Raw genomic sequence first — 20,970 nt, forward strand, 5'->3', positions numbered from 1 at the left:
TTTTAAAAATACAGCTAAATTTTTCTACCAGCTTTGCCTGAAATGATGAATCTAAGGGCATTTAGCTTGATAAAGCCATTTGCGTCTTTTTGGTCATAAACGCTATCTTCTTCAAAGGTACAATAAGCAGCATTAAACAAGCTATCTTTTTTGCTCTCGCGCCCTATAACGCTCACATTGCCCTTATAAAGCTCTAAGCGCACGGTGCCATTTACATATTTTTGGCTTTCATCGATGGCAGCTTGAAGCATTTTGCGCTCAGGGCTAAACCAATAGCCATTGTAGATTAAATGCGCGTAGCGCGGCATTAGCTCGTCTTTTAAATGCGCGGCTTCTCTATCTAGCGTGATGCTTTCGATGGCTCTGTGCGCTTTTAGCATTATTGTGCCGCCTGGCGTTTCATAACAACCTCTGCTTTTCATACCCACATAGCGATTTTCTACGATATCAAGGCGACCAATGCCGTGTTTTGCGCCTAATTCATTTAATTTAGCTAAAAGCTCGTGCGGTTTTAATTTTTTACCATTTAAGCCAACAGGATCGCCGTTTTTATACTCAATTTCTATAATTTCTTCTTTATTTGGGGCTTTTTTAGGATCCACGCACCAGCGCCACATATCGCTCTCAGGCGCGTGCGCAGGGTCTTCAAGCACTAAACCTTCATAAGAAATATGCAATAAATTCGCATCCATTGAATACGGCGATTTACCCTTTTTTTTGGCTATTTCTATGCCGTGCTTTTTAGCATAGGCTAGTAGTTTTTCGCGACTATCTAAATCCCATTCTCTCCACGGCGCAATTACTTTTATATCAGGGTTTAGCGCATAAGCACCTAATTCAAAACGCACTTGATCATTACCTTTGCCAGTTGCTCCGTGGCTTATGGCATCGGCTTTTGTTATTTTTGCGATTTCTATTAGGCGTTTTGCAATTAGCGGACGCGCAATGCTAGTGCCTAGCAAGTATTCGCCCTCATAAATCGCATTTGCCCTAAACATAGGAAAAACAAAATCTCGCACAAATTCCTCGCGCAAATCATCAATAAAAATATTTTCCTTTTTAATGCCTAATTTAAGGGCTTTTTCGCGCGCAGGCTCGACCTCTTCGCCTTGGCCGATATCGGCGGTAAATGTTACTACCTCGCATTTATATTCATCTTGAAGCCATTTTAAAATAATGCTAGTATCAAGTCCGCCACTATAAGCTAAAACTACCTTTTTTACAGCTGTTGAAGGTTTTTTTGCTGCCATTTTGTATCCTTTTTGGGTTTTTTAGTAAGACATTTAATGAAAGTTTAAAGGATTGAAAATCCATCAAACTACCTAAAAACAAACACTCGGCGATTATAAATCAAAATTTCTAATAAAATACTTAAACGAAGTGTTTAATAAATTAAATATTTTCTAACAATATCAAAAAATTTTAATAAATTTTATTTAAAGAAAATTGCGCTAAACTTATGCCCTCAAAGGAGAAAAAATGCCATTTGTCAATATAAAAATAACAAAAGAAGAAGGCAAGGTCGTAAGCATAGAGCAAAAAAAGGCGCTAATTGATGGTGTTAGTAATTTATTAGTAGATGTGCTAGGCAAAAATAAAGCAAACATTGTAGTAATCATCGATGAGATAGACCCAGACAACTACGGCCTTGGTGGCAAAACAATCACGCAAGTGCGAAAAGGCGAATAAATTTGCGCGCTTAAATTCGCATTTTAAAATTTAATAATTTTAAAATATTTTTTAAACAAGACCACATAATCGCGTAAAATAATCGCGTAAAATAATCGCGTAAAATAATCGCGTAAAATAATCGCGTAAAATAATCGCGTAAAATAATCGCGTAAAATAATCGCGTAAAATAATTTAATATAAATTTTAAATGCTTTGCGTGATTTAAAATTTATTTTAAATCCGCACTCTGCGCGCTCTGTGATTTCAAATTTATTAAATATCTGCGTAAAATTTGCTCAGCACCCTTTAAAAAATTAAAATTTCTAAAAATAACTTAAAAATTTTAATCTATTTTTTAAAAAATTCGCTCATCTCGCACTCAAAAAGTCGTGAAAGTTTAAAAAGATGAAGTAGATTAAAATGCTTGCCGTGTGCGTTATTTTCCATATTTGCGTAAAATCCACCACTTGCTTGCCCTATGCTTAGCGCAGTTTCTAACTGAGATATATTTTTAGCATTTCTTAGCCGTTTTACATTTTTGGCAACCATATCAAAAAACTCGTCATTTTCAGCTTGCGTGGTAATTTGCGGAAGTTCTAACATCTTAAAATATCCCTATAGAAAAGTTTTATTTAAGTTTATTTGTATTAAAATCCCAGCGCAACTTTCTATTGAGATTATCTCTATAGAAAAATTTTTTTTAAAAAAGGATAAAAATGATTTCAAAAGAAGAAATGTTTTCAAAATATAGAGCTCTTGATATAAATTCTGAGCCTTTAACCATCAAAAACAACAAACAAAACGCACGACTTTTTGATATTTTAAAACACAAAAGATTGCATGCCACATCATTTTACAACTTAAACGATACTTTAGAATCTGCTTTTACTTATGATATCAAAGAATTATCAAAAGAAGATTTAATAAACTTCTATAATGCAAAAATGGATAAAACAAAAAATATATGCTCTTTTAGCATTGCCAAAAACGATATTTATGCAGCAAGTGACCAATGCGAACATTTAATGTGGGCTCATTATGCTAACGCTCACAAGGGAGTGCGGATTGACTTTAAACTAAAAAATGATTACGAACATGTGCAAAAAGTTAATTATGTTGATGAATTAACAGAAAGAAAAAAAGAAGATATAAAAAATGAAGACACTCTAAATGAAATAATGACAACAAAATTAAAAATTTGGGAATATGAAAAAGAAGCAAGAATAATATCAACAAATACATATATAGATATAATCATTAAAAGAATTGTGTTAGGCAGAGGCTTTCATAGCTCAAATAGTCAAATTTCTAGCGATTCTAACTTTAAAATAATAGCATTAACACTAAAAAATCTATTAGGCGATGATAGCGTAGAATTTTATATGTATGAAAATAAATATTCTAATAAACTTCATAAAATACAATGCTAATTCAATAGCTAAAAGGACAAAAATGAAAATCAAAAAGTTAATACTACTTTGTGGCTATCATAAGGTCAAAAATACGATGCTATAAAAACAAACAAAGGAGAAAAAATGCAACTTGACGACTACACAAAAAGCGTATTAAGCGATGAAAAACTTTTGCGCTCAAAGCTTTTGATTTATTTTAAAAAGCCAGAAGCTGTAGAGTATTATGCAAAAACAGCCATTTTGGCATTTAATGCAGGCGAACAAAAAGAACTCAAAAAAGTAAGGGATTGGTCTTGGTGGGGGTTTTTCTATGGTGGGATTTTTTTATGGTATAGAAAAAGTAGTGAAGCTTGCATTTTTTTTACTTCATCACTATTTTTTGGATTTCTCTTTGCTTTATCTACTGCTAATGCTAATGCCCGGGAACAACTTGTACTTTTTGTTTTTGGTATTTGCGTCAGTTTATTGATAGCAAATCATTTAGGTAAATACTCCAAATTTTATATAATTGAAGAATTTATATATAATTTAAAACGATCAAATGGAGACGATGCGCTTTTGGCTACTTATGGCGAAACAAACACTTTTGCTCTTATATTTGGAGTTATTGTATCTCCCGTTTTAATACCTGGAGGTATTTTTCTGCTTTCATTTCCTTTTCTTGTAATTTTAAGTGTTATAATCCAAAGGTTAGCAACTTCATGATATACATTATTACTTGGGCTTTTGCTTTAATTTTGTTAATACCGACTTATGGCACATCTTTAATTATAGCAACTATAATTAGCTTTTTTGTATATAAAGCTACACCTAGGCCGGTAAATTTTTATGGTGCGTCCTTAGAATATCATATAAAAGATTTTGCGAGCGATACTAGCTTACATACTATTATCAATTATGATTTTTATGGCATACCTGTTGAGTATCAAATAAAAGAACTTTATTTAAATTTTTGCAAGCAAAAATACGGGCAAACATTTTATATTTGGCAATATAATGGCAATTTACTAATACAAACAATAAAATATGTATATGAAAAATTATCTAATAATGAATACATGGATTATGCTAAACAAGAGCAAATTTTAGAAAAAACATTTAAGGTAGTATATACATACCAAAAAACTTTTGGCTTAAACTCAGGTAGCAATATAGATTTTAAATTTTTAAACACCATAATAACGCATGCTATTTTATAATTAAAAGATAGCATAAATTTAACTACTAAATTTCAAAAACCATCTAAAATTTCACTCTTTTATCTCGCATTTTTTGATATCCAAAATCACGCCTTCGTAGTTTTTGGCGCCGCGCTTGGCCACAAAGCTTTGCGTGCCGTATTCAAAGCCAAAATTGCTAGCATTTACCTCATATTCTCCACATCTTAAACTTCTGCCCTGCTCGTAAGCCCTAAGTAGCTCTAAGCTCGCATTTTGCGTATTCTTAACGCCTTGTGTGTAATAAAACACGCTAGCACAAATCAAAGCCACTAACAGCAAAATCACAAATTTTGCTTTTTTATTTAAAATTTCACTGCTAATTGATATAAGCGCCAAGATTAAAATTACTAAAACTAAAAATAAAATAATTCGCATATTTGCCCTAAATTCCGCGCATTTGCGCTGAAATATCGCCCGCACCAAAACCTATCACAAGCCCATCTTTTAAAGCGTGGCGCACGCCAAAATTATCGCTAAATTCTATAAAATCGCCATTTCTTTCTATTTTATTGGCAAAAATCACACTACTTGCGCCATCAATCGCACTAAATTCAGCCACTAAATCCAGCCCATTTGGCTCTTCACCAGCGCTATAAACAGGCAAAACTATCAGCTCATCAACGCCCCTAAAACACTCTTTAAATCCCGCTAAATTCGCCTTTAATCTCGTATAACGATGTGGCTGAAAAATCGCTGTGATTTTGCTTACACCAAGAAGTTTGGCATATTGGGCGGCTGATTTTAGCGTGGTGGCAATTTCTGTTGGATGATGGCCGTAATCATCGATCAAAGCGTAATCTTGCCTAGCTACTAAAATATCAAACCTGCGCCTAATGCCTTTATATTCTTTTAGCCTTTCGCGCACAAGCTCTAAGCCTATTTCACAATTTGCCGCTAAGACCGCAAGAGAGGCATCTAAGGCAATATGCCAGCCCATACCATAAGCTTCAAAACGCCCTAAATTTTTAAGATTAAAACTAGTATAAGGTTCATAATCCCTTAAAACCATCTTAATATCGCTAATATCACGCTTTTTAACCCTTATACTATCGATTTTGAGCGAGCTTAAAAACTCATCACCATCATTTATCACGCGCAATTTTGCACGCTCTAAAAACCCACGGTAAGCTGCGTGGAATTTATCTAAATCATAATCATAATGCTCCATATGCTCAGGCTCAGCGTTTGTTACCACGGCCAAATAAGGATTAGAGTTTAAAAAGCTAGAATCGCTCTCATCGGCTTCAAAAATCACATTTTTGCTCTCGCAATATTTCATATTTGAGCCAAATTGTTTAGAGATTGCGCCAATTATCACGCTACCATCAAGCAAGCTAGCAAGCATCGCGCTTGTCGTGCTTTTGCCATGCGCACCAGCCACGGCAAAAACGCGCTTTCCCTCTAAAATAAAAGGTAAAGCTTCTTTTCGCGAAAGGCATTTTATGCCATCTTTTTTGGCTTGAATTAGCTCAGGATTGTTTTCTTTTATAGCGGCTGAATACACCACAAAATCAGGTTTATTTGCGCTAATTGCGCTTGCATCGTGCGGTATTGTGATTTTCATACCGCTATTTGCTAGTTCTTTTGTAAGCGCGCTTTGTTTTATATCTGAGCCTGAAATAATGTATTTTTTTTCTTTTAAAAACCTTGCAATAGCAGAAATGCCAATACCGCCAATGCCGATAAAATGAACCTTTTTCACATTTTGCCTTTATAAAAATCCGCGCATTTTAGCAAAAATGCCTTAAAATTTTAAGTTTTTGTAAGTTTATATTAAAATTTGCTCTTAAAAATAAAATTTTAATCTTTAAGACTAGCTGAAGGCTTGCCCAAATAAAAGCCTTGAAACTCGTCTATACCAAGCTCTAAGCAGCATTCATACACAGGGCGCGAGCAAACAAACTCAGCCGTTGTCGTAATGCCTAATTTTTTAGCAAATGCCACTATGGCCAAAACGGCATTTTTGCTTAATTCATCAGAATGTATATCTTTTATTAACGAGCCATCGATTTTAAGAAAATCTGGCACGATTTTTAAAAATAAACCAAAATTGCTATATCCACTGCCAAAATCATCTACTGCGATGCGAACTTTACGCTTTTTTAATGCTTCGATATATTCTTTAACGAGCATTTCATCTTGGTGTATTTCTTCGGTTTCTAAAATTTCAACCACCAAACGCGGGCCAATGCCGCTTTTATCGATTTTTTTAAGCACAAAGGTGCTTATATCGTTATCTGTCATATCCGAAAATGCCATATTTATTGATATTACGGCATTTTGGCTTTGCTCTTGTGCTATATCAATAGCCTTGGATATTAGCCTTTTAGATATTTCTTTATATCGCTTTATGCGCTTTGAATAATTTAAAAAAAACTCAGGCAAAATCAATTCGTCTTTTTCACCTATAATGCGCATTAGCGTTTCGTATTTTGTGATATTGCCCTCTCTGTCGTAAATGGGCTGAAAATACGGCACAATCGTATTTGTTACGATCGCCTTATCTATCATTGTGTAGTTTTGGCGCTCATTATTTACAAACTTAGTAAAATCCGTTTCTATGCTATAACTTGCATAATCTAAAAAATGACTTTTAGCTAGTTGTAACGCTAAAATCGCTTTTTTAACAGATTGATCGCCAAAAACGCAATAACCAATCGTACAACTAATATCTATAATTTCTTCTGGCGTTGAAATTTCAAAACCTTTTAAATCTTTATTTATCATTTTTACATAAGAATGCAGTTCATCTTCTTGCATATTAGGATCTTTTTTAATAAGCCCAAAGCGCGCATCATTGATCCTATAAAGCAAAAAATCGCTTTTTTTGCCAAATTCTTTTAATTTTCTTACTACTTGGGTTATTACCTTTAAGAGCATTTTATAACTATAATATGTAGAAATTTTATCAAACTCGTCTATTTCTACTACGATGGCATTTGCGTGCTGCATTTGCTCGTATTGCTGACCTATGACAAAAAATCTCGGCAAAGAGCTGATTTCATCTCTATATGATTGCTCTTCGAGGGCATCATTTGCTATTTTTATTTTTTCTTCTTTTGCTTCTTGGCGTTCTTTTATAATTTGTAGTCTAATTTTCAAATACAAGCTATAAACAAAAATAAAAATGAAAGCCAAACAAACAGCAAAAGCACAAAAAGCAATTAAAATAGAATTTGTAATTTTTTCATCATCAATGCTAAATGGAGCAGTAATATTATACCTTAAAAATAAATAAAAAGATAAGCCTATGTATGTAATACCAATAAATATAAGCACCAAGCGCCAAAAAGTTTTACGCTTATCAAGCAAAATATCATCACTCATTATTTATCCTAAAATCAAATAAAATTGAATGTGATTGTAGCAAAAAATTTATAAAAATGAAAAAAATTTTTAAAATTTTTTTCGCCAAAAAATAAAAAATTGAAAATTATTTTTTTATTTTAAATGTAAAATTAAATTGATATTTTTTAAAAAAATTTTAAATTATCTTTAAGCTAAAAATCATCAAAATTTTACTAAACTTCCACGCAAAATTTTTCTCCACAAAGGCTATCATATGGCAAATATCGCGGACTTAGGCTTAGACGGCATTAAACAGGTGTTTCATAACCTTAGCTATGAAGAAATTTTTAAACACGAAGTGGCTAATAAAGAAGGTCAAATCACAGCAAACGGCACCTTTGTCGTTGATACAGGGATTTTCACGGGCAGAAGCCCAAAAGATAAATATTTTGTAAAGCAAGACCCATCGCAAAACTACATCGCTTGGGGCAAAATCAATCGCCCTATCTCAAAAGAATTATTCGACAAACTCTTAAAAAAAGCAAAAAATCAGCTAAGCAATAAAAATATTTATATCCAAGATGCCTATTGTGGTAGCTCACAAAGCTCGCGGCGGGCTGTGCGTTTTGTTACAGAAGTAGCGTGGCAAGCGCATTTTGTAAAAAATATGTTTATAAGCCCAAGTGAAAGCGAACTAGCAAATTTTAAACCAAATTTTACTATCTATAATGCTTGTAAATGCGCCAATGATGAATGGGAGCAAGATGGACTAAATTCTGAGGTTTTTGTTATATTTAATGTAGAAGAAAATATCGGCGTAATAGGTGGGACTTGGTATGGCGGCGAGATGAAAAAAGGCATTTTTTCTATGATGAATTACTGGCTGCCACTTGAAAATAAATTATCTATGCATTGCTCGGCAAATGTAGGCAAAGATGGCGATACCGCCTTATTTTTTGGGCTTAGTGGCACTGGCAAAACCACGCTTTCAACAGACCCAAATCGCGCCTTAATAGGCGATGATGAGCATGGCTGGGATGATGATGGAGTGTTTAATTTTGAGGGTGGTTGCTATGCAAAATGCATAAACCTAGACCCTGAGAGCGAGCCTGAAATTTATGCTGCCATTAAACCAAATGCCTTGCTTGAAAATGTAGTGATAAAAGCTGATGGTAGCGTTGATTACACCGATGCTAGCAAGACAGAAAACACCCGCGTAAGCTATCCTATAAATCACATACCAAACCACGAAAAATCCCTAAAAGCTGGCCATCCAAAAAATATAGTTTTTCTAACAGCCGATGCTTTTGGCGTGCTGCCGCCAGTTTCAAAGCTAAATAAAGAACAAGCGATGTATTATTTTCTAAGTGGCTACACAGCCAAAGTAGCTGGCACCGAGCGCGGTATAACAAAGCCTGTGGCCACTTTTTCAGCTTGTTTTGGTGAGCCATTTATGCCACTTCACCCTACGATTTACGCTAGGCTCTTAGGCGAAAAAATCCTTAAACACGAAGTAAATGTGTATTTAGTAAATACAGGTTGGAGCGGCGGAGCTTATGGAGTTGGCAAGCGAATGAGCATAAAAGCCACAAGAGCGTGCATAAACGCTATTTTAGATGGTAGTATCCAAAAATGCGAATTTGAAAATTTTGAAATTTTTGGTTTGGCTATACCAAAAGCCTTAGATGGCGTAGAAACAACACTTTTAAACCCCATAAATACCTGGAGCGATAAACAAGCATACAAAGATGCTAGATGCAAACTAGCGATGATGTTTATAGAAAATTTTAAACGCTATGAAGATGTAAGCGAAGGTAGAGAATTTGCTAAAGCCGGCCCTAAGTGCTAGTGTGCTAGCTGCTGTTATAGTGGCGATTTTTTGGGCATATCAAAGCTTTTTTTTGCTACCAAAAGCTAGCGTAAGCTCAAATGAACCTATGATTTTTGATAGCTATGATGATGACGATATAGCTTATTTAAATGAAGCAAGATCAACTAGCAAGCTAGCAAATTTTAGCTTTTCAAAAACCCTAGAACAAGCAGCAAAAAACCACGCCTTATATTTAAATAAACACGGCATAATCGCACACGATGAACTACCAACCAACGAGCTTTTTACAGGCCAAAGCCCATCAATTCGTGCAATGAACGCGGGGCATAATAACTCTTATGTAACAGAAAATCTTTCAAGCAAACAACTAAGCCTAAAAGATTCAATAGACGCTCTTTTAAGCGCGATTTACCATAGATTTAATTTTTTAAATTTTAATCTTGATGAGCTTGGGTATTTTACAAATAACGGCATTTATGCGTATGAAATGTCAAATAAACAAATTAGCGCGCTTTGCCAAAATGCTAGCGATTTTTCAAACACTTTATATTTGCTTAATCTTTGTAAGCAAGAAAATAAAAAAGTTACAAAAGATGCTTTTGACAATGCCACAAAACCAAAAAAACCAGATTATATAATATTCCCAAATCCAAAATTTGCAAGCTTGGCAGTTTTTGGCGATGAAGATCCTGATCCCTTGCCACAATGCGATATCACAAGCCCGCCAGTAAGCATTGAGTTTAACGAAAATCTTGGCGATGTTAAATTAGTAAATTTTGAAATTTTAAAAGATGGCAAAAAGCTAGAAAACACCCTGTTTTTTGATGCCAAAAACGACCCAAACAAAAAACTAAATCAAAGACAATTTGCGCTTTTTAGTTTAATGCCTTTTGAGTTTGGCACAAAATACACCGCCCAAATAGCATACCAAACGCAAAACACTAATAAAATTTTAACTTGGGATTTTATCACCAAAACCCCAAAATACGAATATTTTAGTGTTAGCGATGGTGATATAATCCACATCGAGCCTAATAAAAATTACGAAATTTATTTCAAGCCCAAAAACTGCCATGACGCCTTAAATGAATACACTTATATCAAGCAAAATAACATCGAGCTAAGCATAGCCCAAAGCGCGCCAAATACATTACGCATCAACGCTAGCGCAAAAAACGGCGATATAATAAATCTTAGCACAAACATGGGCGCAAAAATAAAATTAGTCATAAACGAAAAAAAGCAAAATACAAATTACGCCGTATTTGTGGGGCTTTGGCTTATTTTAAGCGTGGCGTTATTTTTAATCTTTAAACAAATTATAAAAAGGTAAAAATTATGAAAAAAATGTGGGACGGGAGATTTAGCCAGGCCTCAAATGAATTGCTTGAAAGCTTTAATGCTTCTATAAATTTTGATAAAAATCTTTATAAAGAAGATATCGCAGGCTCTATTGCGCACGCTAGTATGCTTGGTGAATGCGGGATTTTAAGCCAAGATGAAAGTGCTAAAATCATCGCTGGTTTAGAGCAAATTTTAAATGAAATAGAGTGCGGAGAGTTTAGCTTTAATATCGCCGATGAAGACATACACATGGCAATAGAAAAACGCCTTAGCCAAATCATTGGCGCGCTTGGTGGCAAGCTCCACACAGCAAGGTCAAGAAACGATCAAGTAGCACTTGATTTTAGATTGTATTGCCAAAAACAAAATAAAAAAATTGCCACGCTTTTAAAGGATTTAATCAGCACGCTAAAAAATATAGCAAGCGAGCATTTAGATACACTAATGCCCGGATTTACGCATTTACAGCACGCTCAGCCCATTAGTTTTGCTTTTTATCTTTTGGCTTATGCTTTTATGTTTATGCGCGATTTTAGCAGGTTAGAGAGCAGTTTTGCTAGAAATAACCTTAGCCCGCTTGGCTCTTGCGCGCTTGCTGGCACGCCATATCCTACAAAGCGTGAAATAATAAGTGCCAAGCTAGGTTTTGATGGTATCACGCAAAATGCTATGGATAGCGTGAGCGATAGAGATTTTGCCCTAGAATTGCTCTTTAATATCTCGCTAATTTTCACGCATACTTCAAGGCTTTGCGAAGAAATGATACTTTGGAGCAGCCAAGAGTTTAGCTATATTAGCATTAGCGATGCTTTTAGTACAGGCTCATCTATAATGCCACAAAAGAAAAACCCAGATGTATGCGAGCTAATCCGCGGTAAAACAGGGCGCGTTTATGGCAATTTAATGGCTCTTTTAACCACGATGAAAGCATTGCCACTAGCTTATAATAAAGATATGCAAGAAGATAAAGAGGGCGTTTTTGACAGCATTAAAACCGCTTGCGATTCGCTAATCATACTAAATCAAATGCTAAAAAGCACGCAAATAAATAAAGCAAATATGCTAAAAGCGTGTAAAAGCGGGCATTTAAGCGCTACTGATCTAGCAGATTATTTAGTTAGTAATTTTAACGAAGCATTTAGAAGCGCGCATAATATCACCGGGCGTTGCGTGGCTTTGGCTGAAAAGCTAGGCAAGGATTTAAGCGAGCTAGATTTAAACGAGCTAAAAAGCATAGATGCGCGCTTTGATGAAAACGCCCTAAAAGCCCTTAGCCTGCTTTCTAGCAAAGAAGCGCGCAAAAGTGCTGGCGGCACAGCAAATCAAAGCGTAAAAATCCAGTTAGAGCTTGTAGAAAATTTCTTAAATAGCGCCAAATTTTAACTTTAAGTGCAGGTTTAATCGCCAAATATCTTGCTTGTTTAATATTTTCGTGACTTGATTTTTGAATGTTTTTGCGGTTTGATTATTAAATGCTTAAAAATTTATTGTTGAATGTTTTTGTGGCTTGATTATTTAATATTTTTTTTGGATTGATTATTTAATATTTTTTTTGGATTGATTATTTGAATGTTTTTGTGGATTAGTTATCAAATGTTTTCATGGCTTGATTACAGACAATATTTTAAATTTAATCTTGCAAAAATCCTTAAAGCGCGTTTATTTAGCTAAACGCAAAATCACGCCCGCTAAATTCTCGCCCATAAAGCAAATTTTAAAATTTCATTCATAAATCCACCAAATTTTAAACCCACGCCACGCAAATTTTTATCCGCCAAACAGCCTAAATTTTAAAATTTAATTTTACCCGCGCCAAATTCCTAGCCACAATCCAAAACTAATTTAAAATTTAACTTTTAACCCACGCGCAAAAAACCAAACTTGCCACGCCATTATCAAACCCGCCCGCCAAGCATTATTTAAAAACAAACCGCCCGCCACGCTCTCAGCCACGCGCGAACACACAAACACGCGCCCAAATTTTAACCCGCGCCAAACTCTCAGCCACGCCCGCCACACTCTTAGCCACACGCCCGCACCCATCTAGCTCTCAACCGCACAACCACCACGCGCCAAATCGCCCTGCCCTAATCGCCTTGCGCACACCCAAAACCAACCCAACCTGCGCCAAATTTTAAAAAATTTAGAGAATTTAAAAATGCAACATCACAAAAATTTTAAAGATTTTATAAAATTTAGAGATTTTATAAAGCAAAAAACATTAAAAATTTATAAAAAAATTTACTAAATTTTAAAGAAATTTATTAAAAATTTTTAAAAAATTGAATTTTTTTTTAAAAAACTTTATGTAATTTAAGCTTAGTTTAACCCCCCCTATAATTCTTGTGCTTGCTTGAAGCAGGCACTAAGCAGACGGTGGCTTACTCCAAAAATCTCAATCATTGTGGCTGCCGTTTGTTTAGAAAATCAACAAAAGGAGTTCTTATGAAAAAAGGCTTTACTATGATTGAGCTAATTTTCGTTATCGTAATTTTAGGTGTTTTGGCGTCAGTGGCGATTCCAAGACTAGCAGCTACCAGAGATGATGCAGAGGTGGCAAAGGCAGCGACAAACTTAACCACGGCGGTGAATGATATTACTGCGTATTATACTGCTAAGGGTAATTTTAAAGATAGCACTAGCAAAGCTAATGTAACTTTTGATAAGCTAACTAACGCCTTAGACAAAACTGTTAATTTATTGGTGAAAGGCAAAACAAAATGCGCACAAATAGAATTACCTGCTATTGGTTCTACATCAAGCAAAGTTAATCTAGTTGTAGATTTTGGAGCTGATGGTAAAGCTGATCCGGTATGCGTACAACTAAGAAAATTACCAGGTATTATATCTATGTGCGGTCAATCTGGCACAAAAACTGCACTTAGCGCAAACGCAAACGACTGCAAAATCCAAATCGGTGGCTCAGGTGGCATACAATTCTAATTTAATTATTTAAATTTTAATTTTCAGGTTTAATTAAAAGTTGAAGTTAAAAATTTCAAACACCTGAAATTAAAAATTTTAAATTTCACCTCGCTAAATTTCTAGAAATTTAGCGGGGTTTTTATTTTTATTCTTTAAATTCTAATTTTCAAAAATCTTTTAATTTTTAAAAATTTCAAAAATTTTTTTCAAAATCTGCGCGAAATTTAAACCGCAAAAAATAATTCAAATTTTAAAAAACCCGTGCGGAATTTAAACCGCAAAAAGCAAAACCCGTGCGGAGTTTAAAGCTAAAATCCAGCTAGTATTAGTATAAAAATAACTTTATATTAAAATTTTATTTAATCTTTTAATCTTATAATTTCAGGCTAGTTTTGAAAATGCTTTTCATAACTTTTAAAACCTAAATTTTAATGCCGAGAAAACTATGAGCATATTTTTTTATCACACGAGTTTAGCGATTTTACCGCTGTTTTTTGTGCTATCTTTTGCTAGATTTGGGGCAAATAAATTAGCCATAGCACTTAGCATAATGCTTGGAATTTTATGCGGATTTATTTGCTTTAATGCCTTTTTTAGCATCGCAAATATCGATAATGCCAAGATGTTTTTTGAAATTTTTAATATCATTTTACTTTTGCTTTTGCCTTTAACTAATATATTTAAACGCGAATATTTCACACTTTGGCTAAGTTTTTTATTATCGCTTAGTTATGCTTTTATTTACCGCGTTATTTCTATGGATTTTGCGATTTTCTCAGGCGATTTGCTCGATAGTTTTAGCCTTAGCAATCTTTTTATGGTGTGTTTTGGTTTTGTGCTTAGTGGGCTTGTATTTTTACTAATGCGCTCTTTGCTAAAAAACCTAGCAAAACCCGTTAAAATCATCATTTACGCGCTTACTTTAATCTTGCTAATAGCCCAGAGTTTGGGCGCATTTTTGCTAAGTTTAATGCAAGAAGGCATAATCCAAACCTACACAACCCTACTTTCATTTAGCGCAAAATTAATTTATATGAGTGAGTTTTTAGGGCTAGCTCTTGTGCTTTTATGCGTGCTTTGTGCTTTAATATCCCTAAAAGCTATGCCAGCATTAAAAAATTATAGCGACATCATCGCTTACAGACAAAGCAAAGCCACGCGCTATAAAATGCTTAGAGAATGCGCATTTAGCGTGATTTTAGCAGGCATAATTAGCGCGATTGTTTTATTTTATTTACTAATAGCGTCAAAACCGCCAAAAATCAGCGAGCCAATCATAGTAGAGCCACAAAATGGCGCATTTATTTTTGACGCCAAGTCTTTAATGGACAATGATCTTCACCGCTACGCTTACATCACAGATAGCGGGCGCAAGATAAGATTTTTACTGCTTAACCGCTTTAAAGATAAACTAGCTCCCGTGGCTGTTTATGATGCCTGCGCGATTTGCGGTGATATGGGCTATATTAAAAAAGGCGATGATTTGATTTGTATTAGTTGTAATGTGCGGATATTTTTGCCAAGCGTTGGTAAGCCAGGCGGATGTAATCCAATCCCGCTTGATTATAGTTTTGATGGGCAAAATATCCGCATAAACTTAGATGAGCTTGAAAAGGGAGCGAATTTTTTTAGCGAAGTTGTAGAAAAAATGGTGCTTGATCCAGTTAGCCGCGAATTAATATCGAATAATTCAAAATTTAATTATTTATATTATGGGCGCGTTTATTATTTTAAAAACGCGCAAAATCAAGCAAATTTTGAAGCAAATGCTAGCAAATTTGTAGAAATAAACGGAACATTAAAGGATTTAAAATAATGTTTTTACGGATAATTTTGGCATCTTTAAAGCAAAATAAAGATAATAGATTTTTAGCCTTTTTAACTATTTTTTTATCTGTTATGCTAATAGCTTGTATGCTAAATATCACGCTAAAAATCGGCAACGAAATAGCAAAGCAGCTAAGAAGCTATGGCTCAAATATCGTAGTTTTGCCTCGCGCAAATAACCTAAGCATCGAAATAAACGGCCGCGAATACTCCCCGCTTAAAAATGATGTTTTTTTAGAAGAAAAATATTTATATAAAATCAAAGAAATATTTTGGCGCAATAACATCACAGCTTATGCGCCATTTTTAAGCTTTAAAAGCGATGGATTTTCATTAGTTGGGACTTATTTTAATAAAAATATCAATATCAGCGATGAGCCAGATTTTAGGGTTGGGGTTGAAAATTTATATCAGTTTTGGGTGGTTGATGGACGCTATCCAAAAGATGATAGCTTAAATGAAGCCTTAGCAGGTGCTAATCTTGGGCTAAAAATCGGCGATGAAATTAAGCTTGGAGAATATCAAGTAAAAATCGTTGGAATTTTAAAAGAAAGCGAAAATGAAGCAAATAAAATCATCGCTCCGCTAGCTTTAATCCAAGCTTTAAGCAACAAATCAGGTTTAATTGATAAGGTTGAAGTTTTAGCAATGACAATCCCTGAAAATGACCTATCAATCAAAGCTAGGCGCAATATCGACAACTTAGATAGCCTAGAATACGATCTTTGGTATTGCTCAGCTTATGTAGGCTCAATAGCGCACCAAATCGAGCAAGAATACCCGGGCGCAAGCGCAAAAGCCGTGCTAAGCGTAAGCCAAACCCAAAGCCAAATAAGCAAAAAAATTCAAAATTTAATGGCCGTAATAAGCGTGCTTGCCTTGATAATATCAAGCATTTGTATCACAAGCTTATTAAGCGCGCAAATCAATAAACGCAAAAAACAAATCGGGCTTTTAAAGGCTCTTGGCGCTAGTGCTAGCTCGATTTATTTGCTTTTTGTGAGTGAAATATTTATAGTTTGCATTTTTGCTTCACTGCTTGGCGCGCTTGGCGGATATATTTTAAGCTTTCTTATAGCTTATAAAATTTTTGGCGCTTTTATTGGAATTTCATTTATGGTTTTGCCACTTAGTGTGATTTTTGGCTTAATTATTTGTATTTTTGGCTCAGCCTTGCCGCTAAAAAGCGTCATTAAACTACTACCAGCAGAGGTGCTATATGGCAGAAAATAAAATTTTAAACAAGCACCAAAACAAGGCATTTTTTAGAAAAATAATTTTTAAAGGCTTGTTAAATTTAAGCTCGTTTGTGATATTTATTTCAATCTTACTTAGCGCGGCTGTTTGTTCGGCTTTTATAAACATCTACGCTGATATCGATAAAAAGGTAAGCAGCGAGCTTAATAACTACGGCGCAAATCTAATAATTAGCCCAAAAAATTTTGAAAATCCCTTTATAAATCAGCACGACCTTCAAGCCAAACTAGACCAAATCCCCGCCTTAAAGCACAAAAGCGAATATCTTTTTGGCACCGCAAATATCGGCGTTAGCAAGGCTGTGATAATGGGCGCAGATTTTAAAAATTTACGCAAACTAATGCCGTATTTGGATTTAAAAGAAGGTGCTTTTATCGATACAGATTTTGACGAAAATAACGCGCTAATAGGCGTGGATTTGGCTAAATTAATAGGCGCAAAACTAGGCGATATTATAGAAATTAGCCCTGATTCAAGCAATATTCATAAAGTTAGGATTAAGGGTATAGTTTATGATGGAGAAAAAGAGGATAATTTATTAATAATCTCACTTGGCCTAGCACAAGAAATTTTTAATAAAGAAAATCAAATAAATTATGCCGCAGCTATAATAAATGGCGATTTTGGCGCCTTGAGCGCGCTTAGCGCAAAATTTAGCGATGAAAATATTAGCTTTTGGCCAGTTAGTAAAGTCAGCAAAACGCAAGGCCAAATTTTAGAAAAAATCAATCTTTTAATGGCTTTAATTAGTTTAAGTATATTTTTAATAAGTTCTATTTGTATAAACACCAGCCTTTCGCAAGTTATGCTCGCAAGAGTTAAAGAATTCGCCCTTGTGCGTGTGCTTGGAGCGAGCAAAAAAGATTTATTTAGTTTAATTAGCACACAAATTTTAATCGTGTGCTTTTTGGGAGCGGTTTGCGGTGCGATTTTGGGCTATTTTTTAGCCATTTTGCTTGGGTATTTGATATTTTCAAGTGGCGTAGATTTTAGGGTGATTTCACTTATAATCTCTGTGTGTTTGAGTATGATTTTTGCGGGGTTTGCGAGCTTTTATCCTATTAAGCGCGCGCTAAAGCCCGACCTAGCACAATTATTAAGGGAGTAAAATGGAAATTTTAAAATTTAATAAAATTTGTAAATATTTTGGCGAGGTTAAAGCACTTGATGATATAAGTTTTAGCGTAGAATGCGGGCAGTGGCTAAGCATAATGGGGCCAAGCGGTAGCGGTAAAAGCACGCTTGTAAATATTTTAAGCTTAATGGACGAAGCAAGTAGCGGGGAGTATGTTTTAGGCGGTAAGGACGCTAACGGGCTAAATGATGAGCAAATTTTAGAGTTTAGGCGCAAAAAAATCGGGTTAGTTTTTCAGCAATTTCATCTAATTCCATATTTAAGCGCGCTTGAAAATGTGATGCTAGCGCAATTTTATCATAGTTGCACAGACCTAACCCAAGCTAGCAAAATGTTAAAAAAAGTAGGATTAGAACACAGACTAAATCATTTGCCAAGCCAGCTAAGCGGCGGCGAACAACAACGCGTGTGCATTGCCAGAGCGTTAATTAACGAACCAGACATAATAATCGCCGATGAGCCAACTGGCAACCTAGATGAAGCAAATGAAAAAATCGTGCTAAATTTATTTCAAGAATTACAAAATGAGGGCAAAACGCTTTTGCTTGTAACGCACAACCCAGAGCTTGCCAAATACGCCAATAAAATCGTGTATTTAAAGCACGGCAAGCTAGAAAAAATTGAAAATTTAAGGTAAAAATAATGAAATTTTATTTATCTTTGGTGATTTGCGTGCTTTTTATGGCTTGTGGGAATGATCCTAGCAAACATCACCTTGCCTTAAATGAACCGCTTGGCTTTGATAGCGTTTTTGAGGCAAATTCTAGCAAACTAAAAATCACAAGCCAAGCCGATCCTAGCGGACAAAAACAGCTGATTTTGTATTTTTTTAGCTCTATGTGCGATGGATGCGAGGCTATGGCGCCAATTCTTAGCCAAATCAACGCCGAGCAAAAAAACGCCATTGTTTATGGCATAATGACCGATTCTATGGGCTTTGATAAAGATTTGGCGCTTTTGGCTTTTAAAAAAATCAACTTCACCACAACAAGCGCGCCAAAAAGCGCAAAATATTTTAGCCAAATCATAGGCGGAGTTGCTGGAACGCCGACTATTGTGGTCTTTGACGCAAACGGCAATAAGCAAAAAACCTTCATCGGCGTTATCGAAAAAGAAAAAATCCTAAGCGAACTTACCAAAAATCATAAATTGTAAAATTTATTTTACTTTACCACCCTTAATGCCTTTTGGCTATGCTTTTTTAGTTTAATGCTATGCTTTTTGGTTTTATGCTTTTTGGCTTTAAGGCTGGCACGCATTTTAAAATTTATTTTAACGCAACGCTTTTAACGCCCTCTGCCTTTAATGCCACGCCGTTATTTAAAAGCAAACCGCGCCCAAATTTTAATCCACGCCAAATTCTCAGCCACAAACAAAAAGCAAATTTTAAAGTTTTAATTTTATTAAAACCCACAAACCAACTATTATTTAAAAACAAGTCCCGCAAACCACGCGCCACGCCTTTATAAAACCCGCGTGCGCGCACACAGCTAGCCAAATTCTCAGCCACGCGCCCGCGCCCGTCAATCAAACCGCCACGCCATTAAAATTTCGCACCAATCTCTTAGCCAAATGAAATTTTAAAATTTCAATTTAATTCAACGCGCCAAAACGCCCAAACCAACACCCGCAAATTCTCAGCCACGCGCCCGCCACGCTATTAAAATTTCGCGCCAGACTCTTAGCCAAAATAAAATTTTAAAATTTCATTCATAAATCCGCCAAATTTTAACCACGCGCCACGCAAATTGTTATCCGCCAAACGCCCAAATTTTAAAATTCAATTTTTAACCCACGCGCCAAATTCTCAACCACACACAAATTTTAAAATTACTTTTTAATCCGCCCGCAACGCGTGCGCCCCGCTATTCTATTCTCAATGCGTGCCAAAAAAATATAATCCACAATTCGCAATCCACAAACTCCGCGAACACACAAACACGCGCCCAAACCACCCACCCGCGCGCGCCTTACTCCGCTAGCCATTTGCGCCACGCTAAATAGCAAAACCGCACGCTCTTTATTCTCACCGCACAATCACAAACTAAACCCAAAACCAACCCAACCTACGCCAAATTTTAAAGAATTTAGAGAATTTAGAGAATTTAGAAAGCACACTTCACCAAAAATTTTAAAGAATTGATAGAATTTAAAAATGTAAAATCACAAAATTTTAAAGACTTTATAAAATTTAGAGAATTTATAAAGCAAAAAGTATTGAAATTTATAATACATTTACCAAATTTTAAAGAAATTTATTAAAATTTTTAAAAAATTGAAATTTTTTTTTAAAAAACTTTATGTAATTTAAGCTTAGTTTAACCCCCCTATAATTCTTGCGCTTGCTTGAAGCAGGCACTAAGCAGACGGTGGCTTACTCCAAAAATCTCAATCATAGGGCTAGCGTTTGCTTAGGATTTCAACACAAGGAGTTTTCGATGAGAAAAGGTTTTACGATGATTGAGTTAATATTTGTTATCGTAATTTTAGGTGTTTTGGCGTCTGTAGCGATACCAAGACTAGCAGCTACAAGAGATGATGCAGAGGTGGCAAAGGCGGCGACAAACTTAACCACTGCCATTAGCGATATAACCGCGTATTACACAGCCAAGGGTCAATTTACTTCCAGTGTTAAAAGTGATTTTACCAAGATTACAAACGCGTTAGATAAAGGTGGTAGCCTTAAAGTTAAAGGTTCTGTAGAGTGTGTAAAAGTAACATTGCCTGATACAAAAGCCACTAGCAACACTACCGCTTCAAACAAAGTTGAACTTACATTAAACTTTGGAAGTGCTGGTGGCAAAAATGATGCCGTATGCAAAACACTAAAAACACTACCGGGCATTAAATCAATGTGCGGTAAAAGTGGCAGTAATGACAAGATTAGTGATACCTGCAAAATCCAAATCGGTGGCTCAGGTGGCATACAATTCTAATTTAATTATTTAAATTTTAATTTTCAGGTTTAATTAAAAATTTGAAATTAAAATTTTAAACACCTGAAATTAAAATTTTAAATCTCCCCGCTAAATCTTAGAAATTTAGCGGGGTTTTTTTATT

Annotated in this window: 21 protein-coding genes; 14 read left to right on the forward strand and 7 right to left on the reverse strand. The window is 35.1% G+C overall.

Annotated elements, in window-relative coordinates; translation table 11 throughout:
- Positions 1-14: 14 nt before the first annotated feature.
- Positions 15-1,250: an argininosuccinate synthase gene (locus CINF_RS04550; RefSeq protein WP_178696182.1), complete on the reverse strand. Its 1,236-nt coding sequence runs from the start codon at positions 1,248-1,250 to the stop codon at positions 15-17.
- 229 nt (positions 1,251-1,479) lie between these two features.
- Here CINF_RS04550 and CINF_RS04555 point away from each other — a divergent pair, with 229 nt between their 5' ends.
- Positions 1,480-1,689, forward strand: coding sequence for a 2-hydroxymuconate tautomerase family protein (locus CINF_RS04555; RefSeq protein WP_179974645.1), 210 nt, complete (start codon positions 1,480-1,482; stop codon positions 1,687-1,689).
- 330 nt (positions 1,690-2,019) lie between these two features.
- Here CINF_RS04555 and CINF_RS04560 read toward each other — a convergent pair whose 3' ends face one another.
- Positions 2,020-2,274, reverse strand: coding sequence for a helix-turn-helix transcriptional regulator (locus CINF_RS04560; RefSeq protein ID WP_178696186.1), 255 nt, complete (start codon positions 2,272-2,274; stop codon positions 2,020-2,022).
- A 131-nt stretch (positions 2,275-2,405) separates the two neighbouring features.
- Here CINF_RS04560 and CINF_RS04565 point away from each other — a divergent pair, with 131 nt between their 5' ends.
- The 3 genes from CINF_RS04565 (at position 2,406) to CINF_RS04575 (ending at position 4,282) form a co-directional block, all read left to right on the forward strand.
- Positions 2,406-3,101, forward strand: a complete 696-nt coding sequence (locus CINF_RS04565; protein ID WP_179974646.1) for a DUF2971 domain-containing protein — start codon at positions 2,406-2,408, stop codon at positions 3,099-3,101.
- Positions 3,102-3,206: 105 nt separating this feature from the next.
- Complete coding sequence (locus CINF_RS04570) at positions 3,207-3,788, forward strand: hypothetical protein (protein WP_179974647.1); 582 nt, start codon at positions 3,207-3,209, stop codon at positions 3,786-3,788.
- A complete protein-coding gene (locus tag CINF_RS04575; protein ID WP_178696192.1) occupies positions 3,785-4,282 on the forward strand; it encodes a hypothetical protein in 498 nt (165 codons plus the stop codon). The genes CINF_RS04570 and CINF_RS04575 overlap by 4 nt, the downstream gene beginning before the upstream one ends.
- Positions 4,283-4,333: 51 nt before the next feature.
- Here CINF_RS04575 and CINF_RS04580 read toward each other — a convergent pair whose 3' ends face one another.
- The 3 genes from CINF_RS04580 to CINF_RS04590 form a co-directional block, all read right to left on the reverse strand.
- Positions 4,334-4,678 carry a hypothetical protein gene (locus CINF_RS04580; protein ID WP_178696194.1) on the reverse strand — a complete coding sequence of 115 codons (345 nt, stop codon included), beginning with the start codon at positions 4,676-4,678 and terminating at the stop codon, positions 4,334-4,336.
- Positions 4,679-4,685: 7 nt separating this feature from the next.
- Entirely contained in the window at positions 4,686-6,005 is a 1,320-nt protein-coding gene (murC, locus tag CINF_RS04585) for a UDP-N-acetylmuramate--L-alanine ligase (protein ID WP_179974648.1), read from the reverse strand.
- 98 nt (positions 6,006-6,103) lie between these two features.
- A complete protein-coding gene (locus CINF_RS04590) occupies positions 6,104-7,630 on the reverse strand; it encodes an EAL domain-containing protein (RefSeq protein WP_179974649.1) in 1,527 nt (508 codons plus the stop codon).
- Between the two features lie 235 nt (positions 7,631-7,865).
- On the opposite strand from CINF_RS04590, the gene pckA reads away from it, so the two are divergent.
- Genes pckA through argH form a run of 3 tightly spaced genes read left to right on the forward strand, consistent with a single transcriptional unit; the run spans position 7,866 to position 12,149 of the window.
- On the forward strand, positions 7,866-9,440 hold the full coding sequence (gene pckA, locus CINF_RS04595) for a phosphoenolpyruvate carboxykinase (ATP) (protein ID WP_179974650.1): 1,575 nt from the start codon (positions 7,866-7,868) through the stop codon (positions 9,438-9,440).
- Entirely contained in the window at positions 9,415-10,755 is a 1,341-nt protein-coding gene (locus CINF_RS04600) for a CAP domain-containing protein (protein ID WP_179974651.1), read from the forward strand. The genes pckA and CINF_RS04600 overlap by 26 nt, the downstream gene beginning before the upstream one ends.
- A gap of 5 nt (positions 10,756-10,760) precedes the next feature.
- Positions 10,761-12,149, forward strand: a complete 1,389-nt coding sequence (argH, locus tag CINF_RS04605) for an argininosuccinate lyase (RefSeq protein ID WP_179974652.1) — start codon at positions 10,761-10,763, stop codon at positions 12,147-12,149.
- A gap of 459 nt (positions 12,150-12,608) precedes the next feature.
- Here argH and CINF_RS04610 read toward each other — a convergent pair whose 3' ends face one another.
- Complete coding sequence (locus tag CINF_RS04610) at positions 12,609-12,809, reverse strand: hypothetical protein (RefSeq protein WP_179974653.1); 201 nt, start codon at positions 12,807-12,809, stop codon at positions 12,609-12,611.
- Positions 12,810-13,211: 402 nt separating this feature from the next.
- On the opposite strand from CINF_RS04610, the gene CINF_RS04615 reads away from it, so the two are divergent.
- The 6 genes from CINF_RS04615 (at position 13,212) to CINF_RS04640 (ending at position 19,065) form a co-directional block, all read left to right on the forward strand.
- Positions 13,212-13,709 (forward strand): type II secretion system protein, encoded by a 498-nt coding sequence (locus CINF_RS04615; RefSeq protein WP_179974654.1) that lies wholly within the window; start codon positions 13,212-13,214, stop codon positions 13,707-13,709.
- Between the two features lie 427 nt (positions 13,710-14,136).
- Positions 14,137-15,507: a Fe-S-containing protein gene (locus tag CINF_RS04620; RefSeq protein WP_179974655.1), complete on the forward strand. Its 1,371-nt coding sequence runs from the start codon at positions 14,137-14,139 to the stop codon at positions 15,505-15,507.
- Positions 15,507-16,751 carry an ABC transporter permease gene (locus CINF_RS04625; protein ID WP_179974656.1) on the forward strand — a complete coding sequence of 415 codons (1,245 nt, stop codon included), beginning with the start codon at positions 15,507-15,509 and terminating at the stop codon, positions 16,749-16,751. The genes CINF_RS04620 and CINF_RS04625 overlap by 1 nt, the downstream gene beginning before the upstream one ends.
- The gene (locus CINF_RS04630; protein ID WP_179974657.1) at positions 16,738-17,883 is read left to right on the forward strand and encodes an ABC transporter permease; all 1,146 of its coding nucleotides are present in this window, start codon (positions 16,738-16,740) and stop codon (positions 17,881-17,883) included. Before CINF_RS04625 ends, CINF_RS04630 begins: the two co-directional genes overlap by 14 nt.
- A 1-nt stretch (position 17,884) precedes the next feature.
- On the forward strand, positions 17,885-18,547 hold the full coding sequence (locus CINF_RS04635; RefSeq protein WP_179974658.1) for an ABC transporter ATP-binding protein: 663 nt from the start codon (positions 17,885-17,887) through the stop codon (positions 18,545-18,547).
- 5 nt (positions 18,548-18,552) lie between these two features.
- On the forward strand, positions 18,553-19,065 hold the full coding sequence (locus CINF_RS04640) for a TlpA family protein disulfide reductase (RefSeq protein ID WP_179974659.1): 513 nt from the start codon (positions 18,553-18,555) through the stop codon (positions 19,063-19,065).
- 112 nt (positions 19,066-19,177) lie between these two features.
- On the opposite strand, the gene CINF_RS04645 is transcribed toward CINF_RS04640, so the two are convergent.
- Positions 19,178-19,441 carry a hypothetical protein gene (locus CINF_RS04645; RefSeq protein WP_179974660.1) on the reverse strand — a complete coding sequence of 88 codons (264 nt, stop codon included), beginning with the start codon at positions 19,439-19,441 and terminating at the stop codon, positions 19,178-19,180.
- A 907-nt stretch (positions 19,442-20,348) separates the two neighbouring features.
- Here CINF_RS04645 and CINF_RS04650 point away from each other — a divergent pair.
- The gene (locus CINF_RS04650) at positions 20,349-20,846 is read left to right on the forward strand and encodes a type II secretion system protein (RefSeq protein ID WP_179974661.1); all 498 of its coding nucleotides are present in this window, start codon (positions 20,349-20,351) and stop codon (positions 20,844-20,846) included.
- Positions 20,847-20,970: the final 124 nt, after the last annotated feature.

Source organism: Candidatus Campylobacter infans, from assembly GCF_013416015.1.
Lineage (GTDB): Bacteria > Campylobacterota > Campylobacteria > Campylobacterales > Campylobacteraceae > Campylobacter > Campylobacter infans.

Coding starts and splice junctions, on each gene's coding strand:
- CINF_RS04550 (WP_178696182.1), bottom strand. CDS start 1,250: ATGGCAGCAAAAAAACCTTCAACAGCTGTAAAAAAGGTAGTTTTAGCT.
- CINF_RS04555 (WP_179974645.1), top strand. CDS start 1,480: ATGCCATTTGTCAATATAAAAATAACAAAAGAAGAAGGCAAGGTCGTA.
- CINF_RS04560 (WP_178696186.1), bottom strand. CDS start 2,274: ATGTTAGAACTTCCGCAAATTACCACGCAAGCTGAAAATGACGAGTTT.
- CINF_RS04565 (WP_179974646.1), top strand. CDS start 2,406: ATGTTTTCAAAATATAGAGCTCTTGATATAAATTCTGAGCCTTTAACC.
- CINF_RS04570 (WP_179974647.1), top strand. CDS start 3,207: ATGCAACTTGACGACTACACAAAAAGCGTATTAAGCGATGAAAAACTT.
- CINF_RS04575 (WP_178696192.1), top strand. CDS start 3,785: ATGATATACATTATTACTTGGGCTTTTGCTTTAATTTTGTTAATACCG.
- CINF_RS04580 (WP_178696194.1), bottom strand. CDS start 4,678: ATGCGAATTATTTTATTTTTAGTTTTAGTAATTTTAATCTTGGCGCTT.
- CINF_RS04590 (WP_179974649.1), bottom strand. CDS start 7,630: ATGAGTGATGATATTTTGCTTGATAAGCGTAAAACTTTTTGGCGCTTG.
- pckA (WP_179974650.1), top strand. CDS start 7,866: ATGGCAAATATCGCGGACTTAGGCTTAGACGGCATTAAACAGGTGTTT.
- argH (WP_179974652.1), top strand. CDS start 10,761: ATGAAAAAAATGTGGGACGGGAGATTTAGCCAGGCCTCAAATGAATTG.
- CINF_RS04610 (WP_179974653.1), bottom strand. CDS start 12,809: ATGGGTGCGGGCGTGTGGCTAAGAGTGTGGCGGGCGTGGCTGAGAGTT.
- CINF_RS04615 (WP_179974654.1), top strand. CDS start 13,212: ATGAAAAAAGGCTTTACTATGATTGAGCTAATTTTCGTTATCGTAATT.
- CINF_RS04620 (WP_179974655.1), top strand. CDS start 14,137: ATGAGCATATTTTTTTATCACACGAGTTTAGCGATTTTACCGCTGTTT.
- CINF_RS04625 (WP_179974656.1), top strand. CDS start 15,507: ATGTTTTTACGGATAATTTTGGCATCTTTAAAGCAAAATAAAGATAAT.
- CINF_RS04630 (WP_179974657.1), top strand. CDS start 16,738: ATGGCAGAAAATAAAATTTTAAACAAGCACCAAAACAAGGCATTTTTT.
- CINF_RS04635 (WP_179974658.1), top strand. CDS start 17,885: ATGGAAATTTTAAAATTTAATAAAATTTGTAAATATTTTGGCGAGGTT.
- CINF_RS04640 (WP_179974659.1), top strand. CDS start 18,553: ATGAAATTTTATTTATCTTTGGTGATTTGCGTGCTTTTTATGGCTTGT.
- CINF_RS04650 (WP_179974661.1), top strand. CDS start 20,349: ATGAGAAAAGGTTTTACGATGATTGAGTTAATATTTGTTATCGTAATT.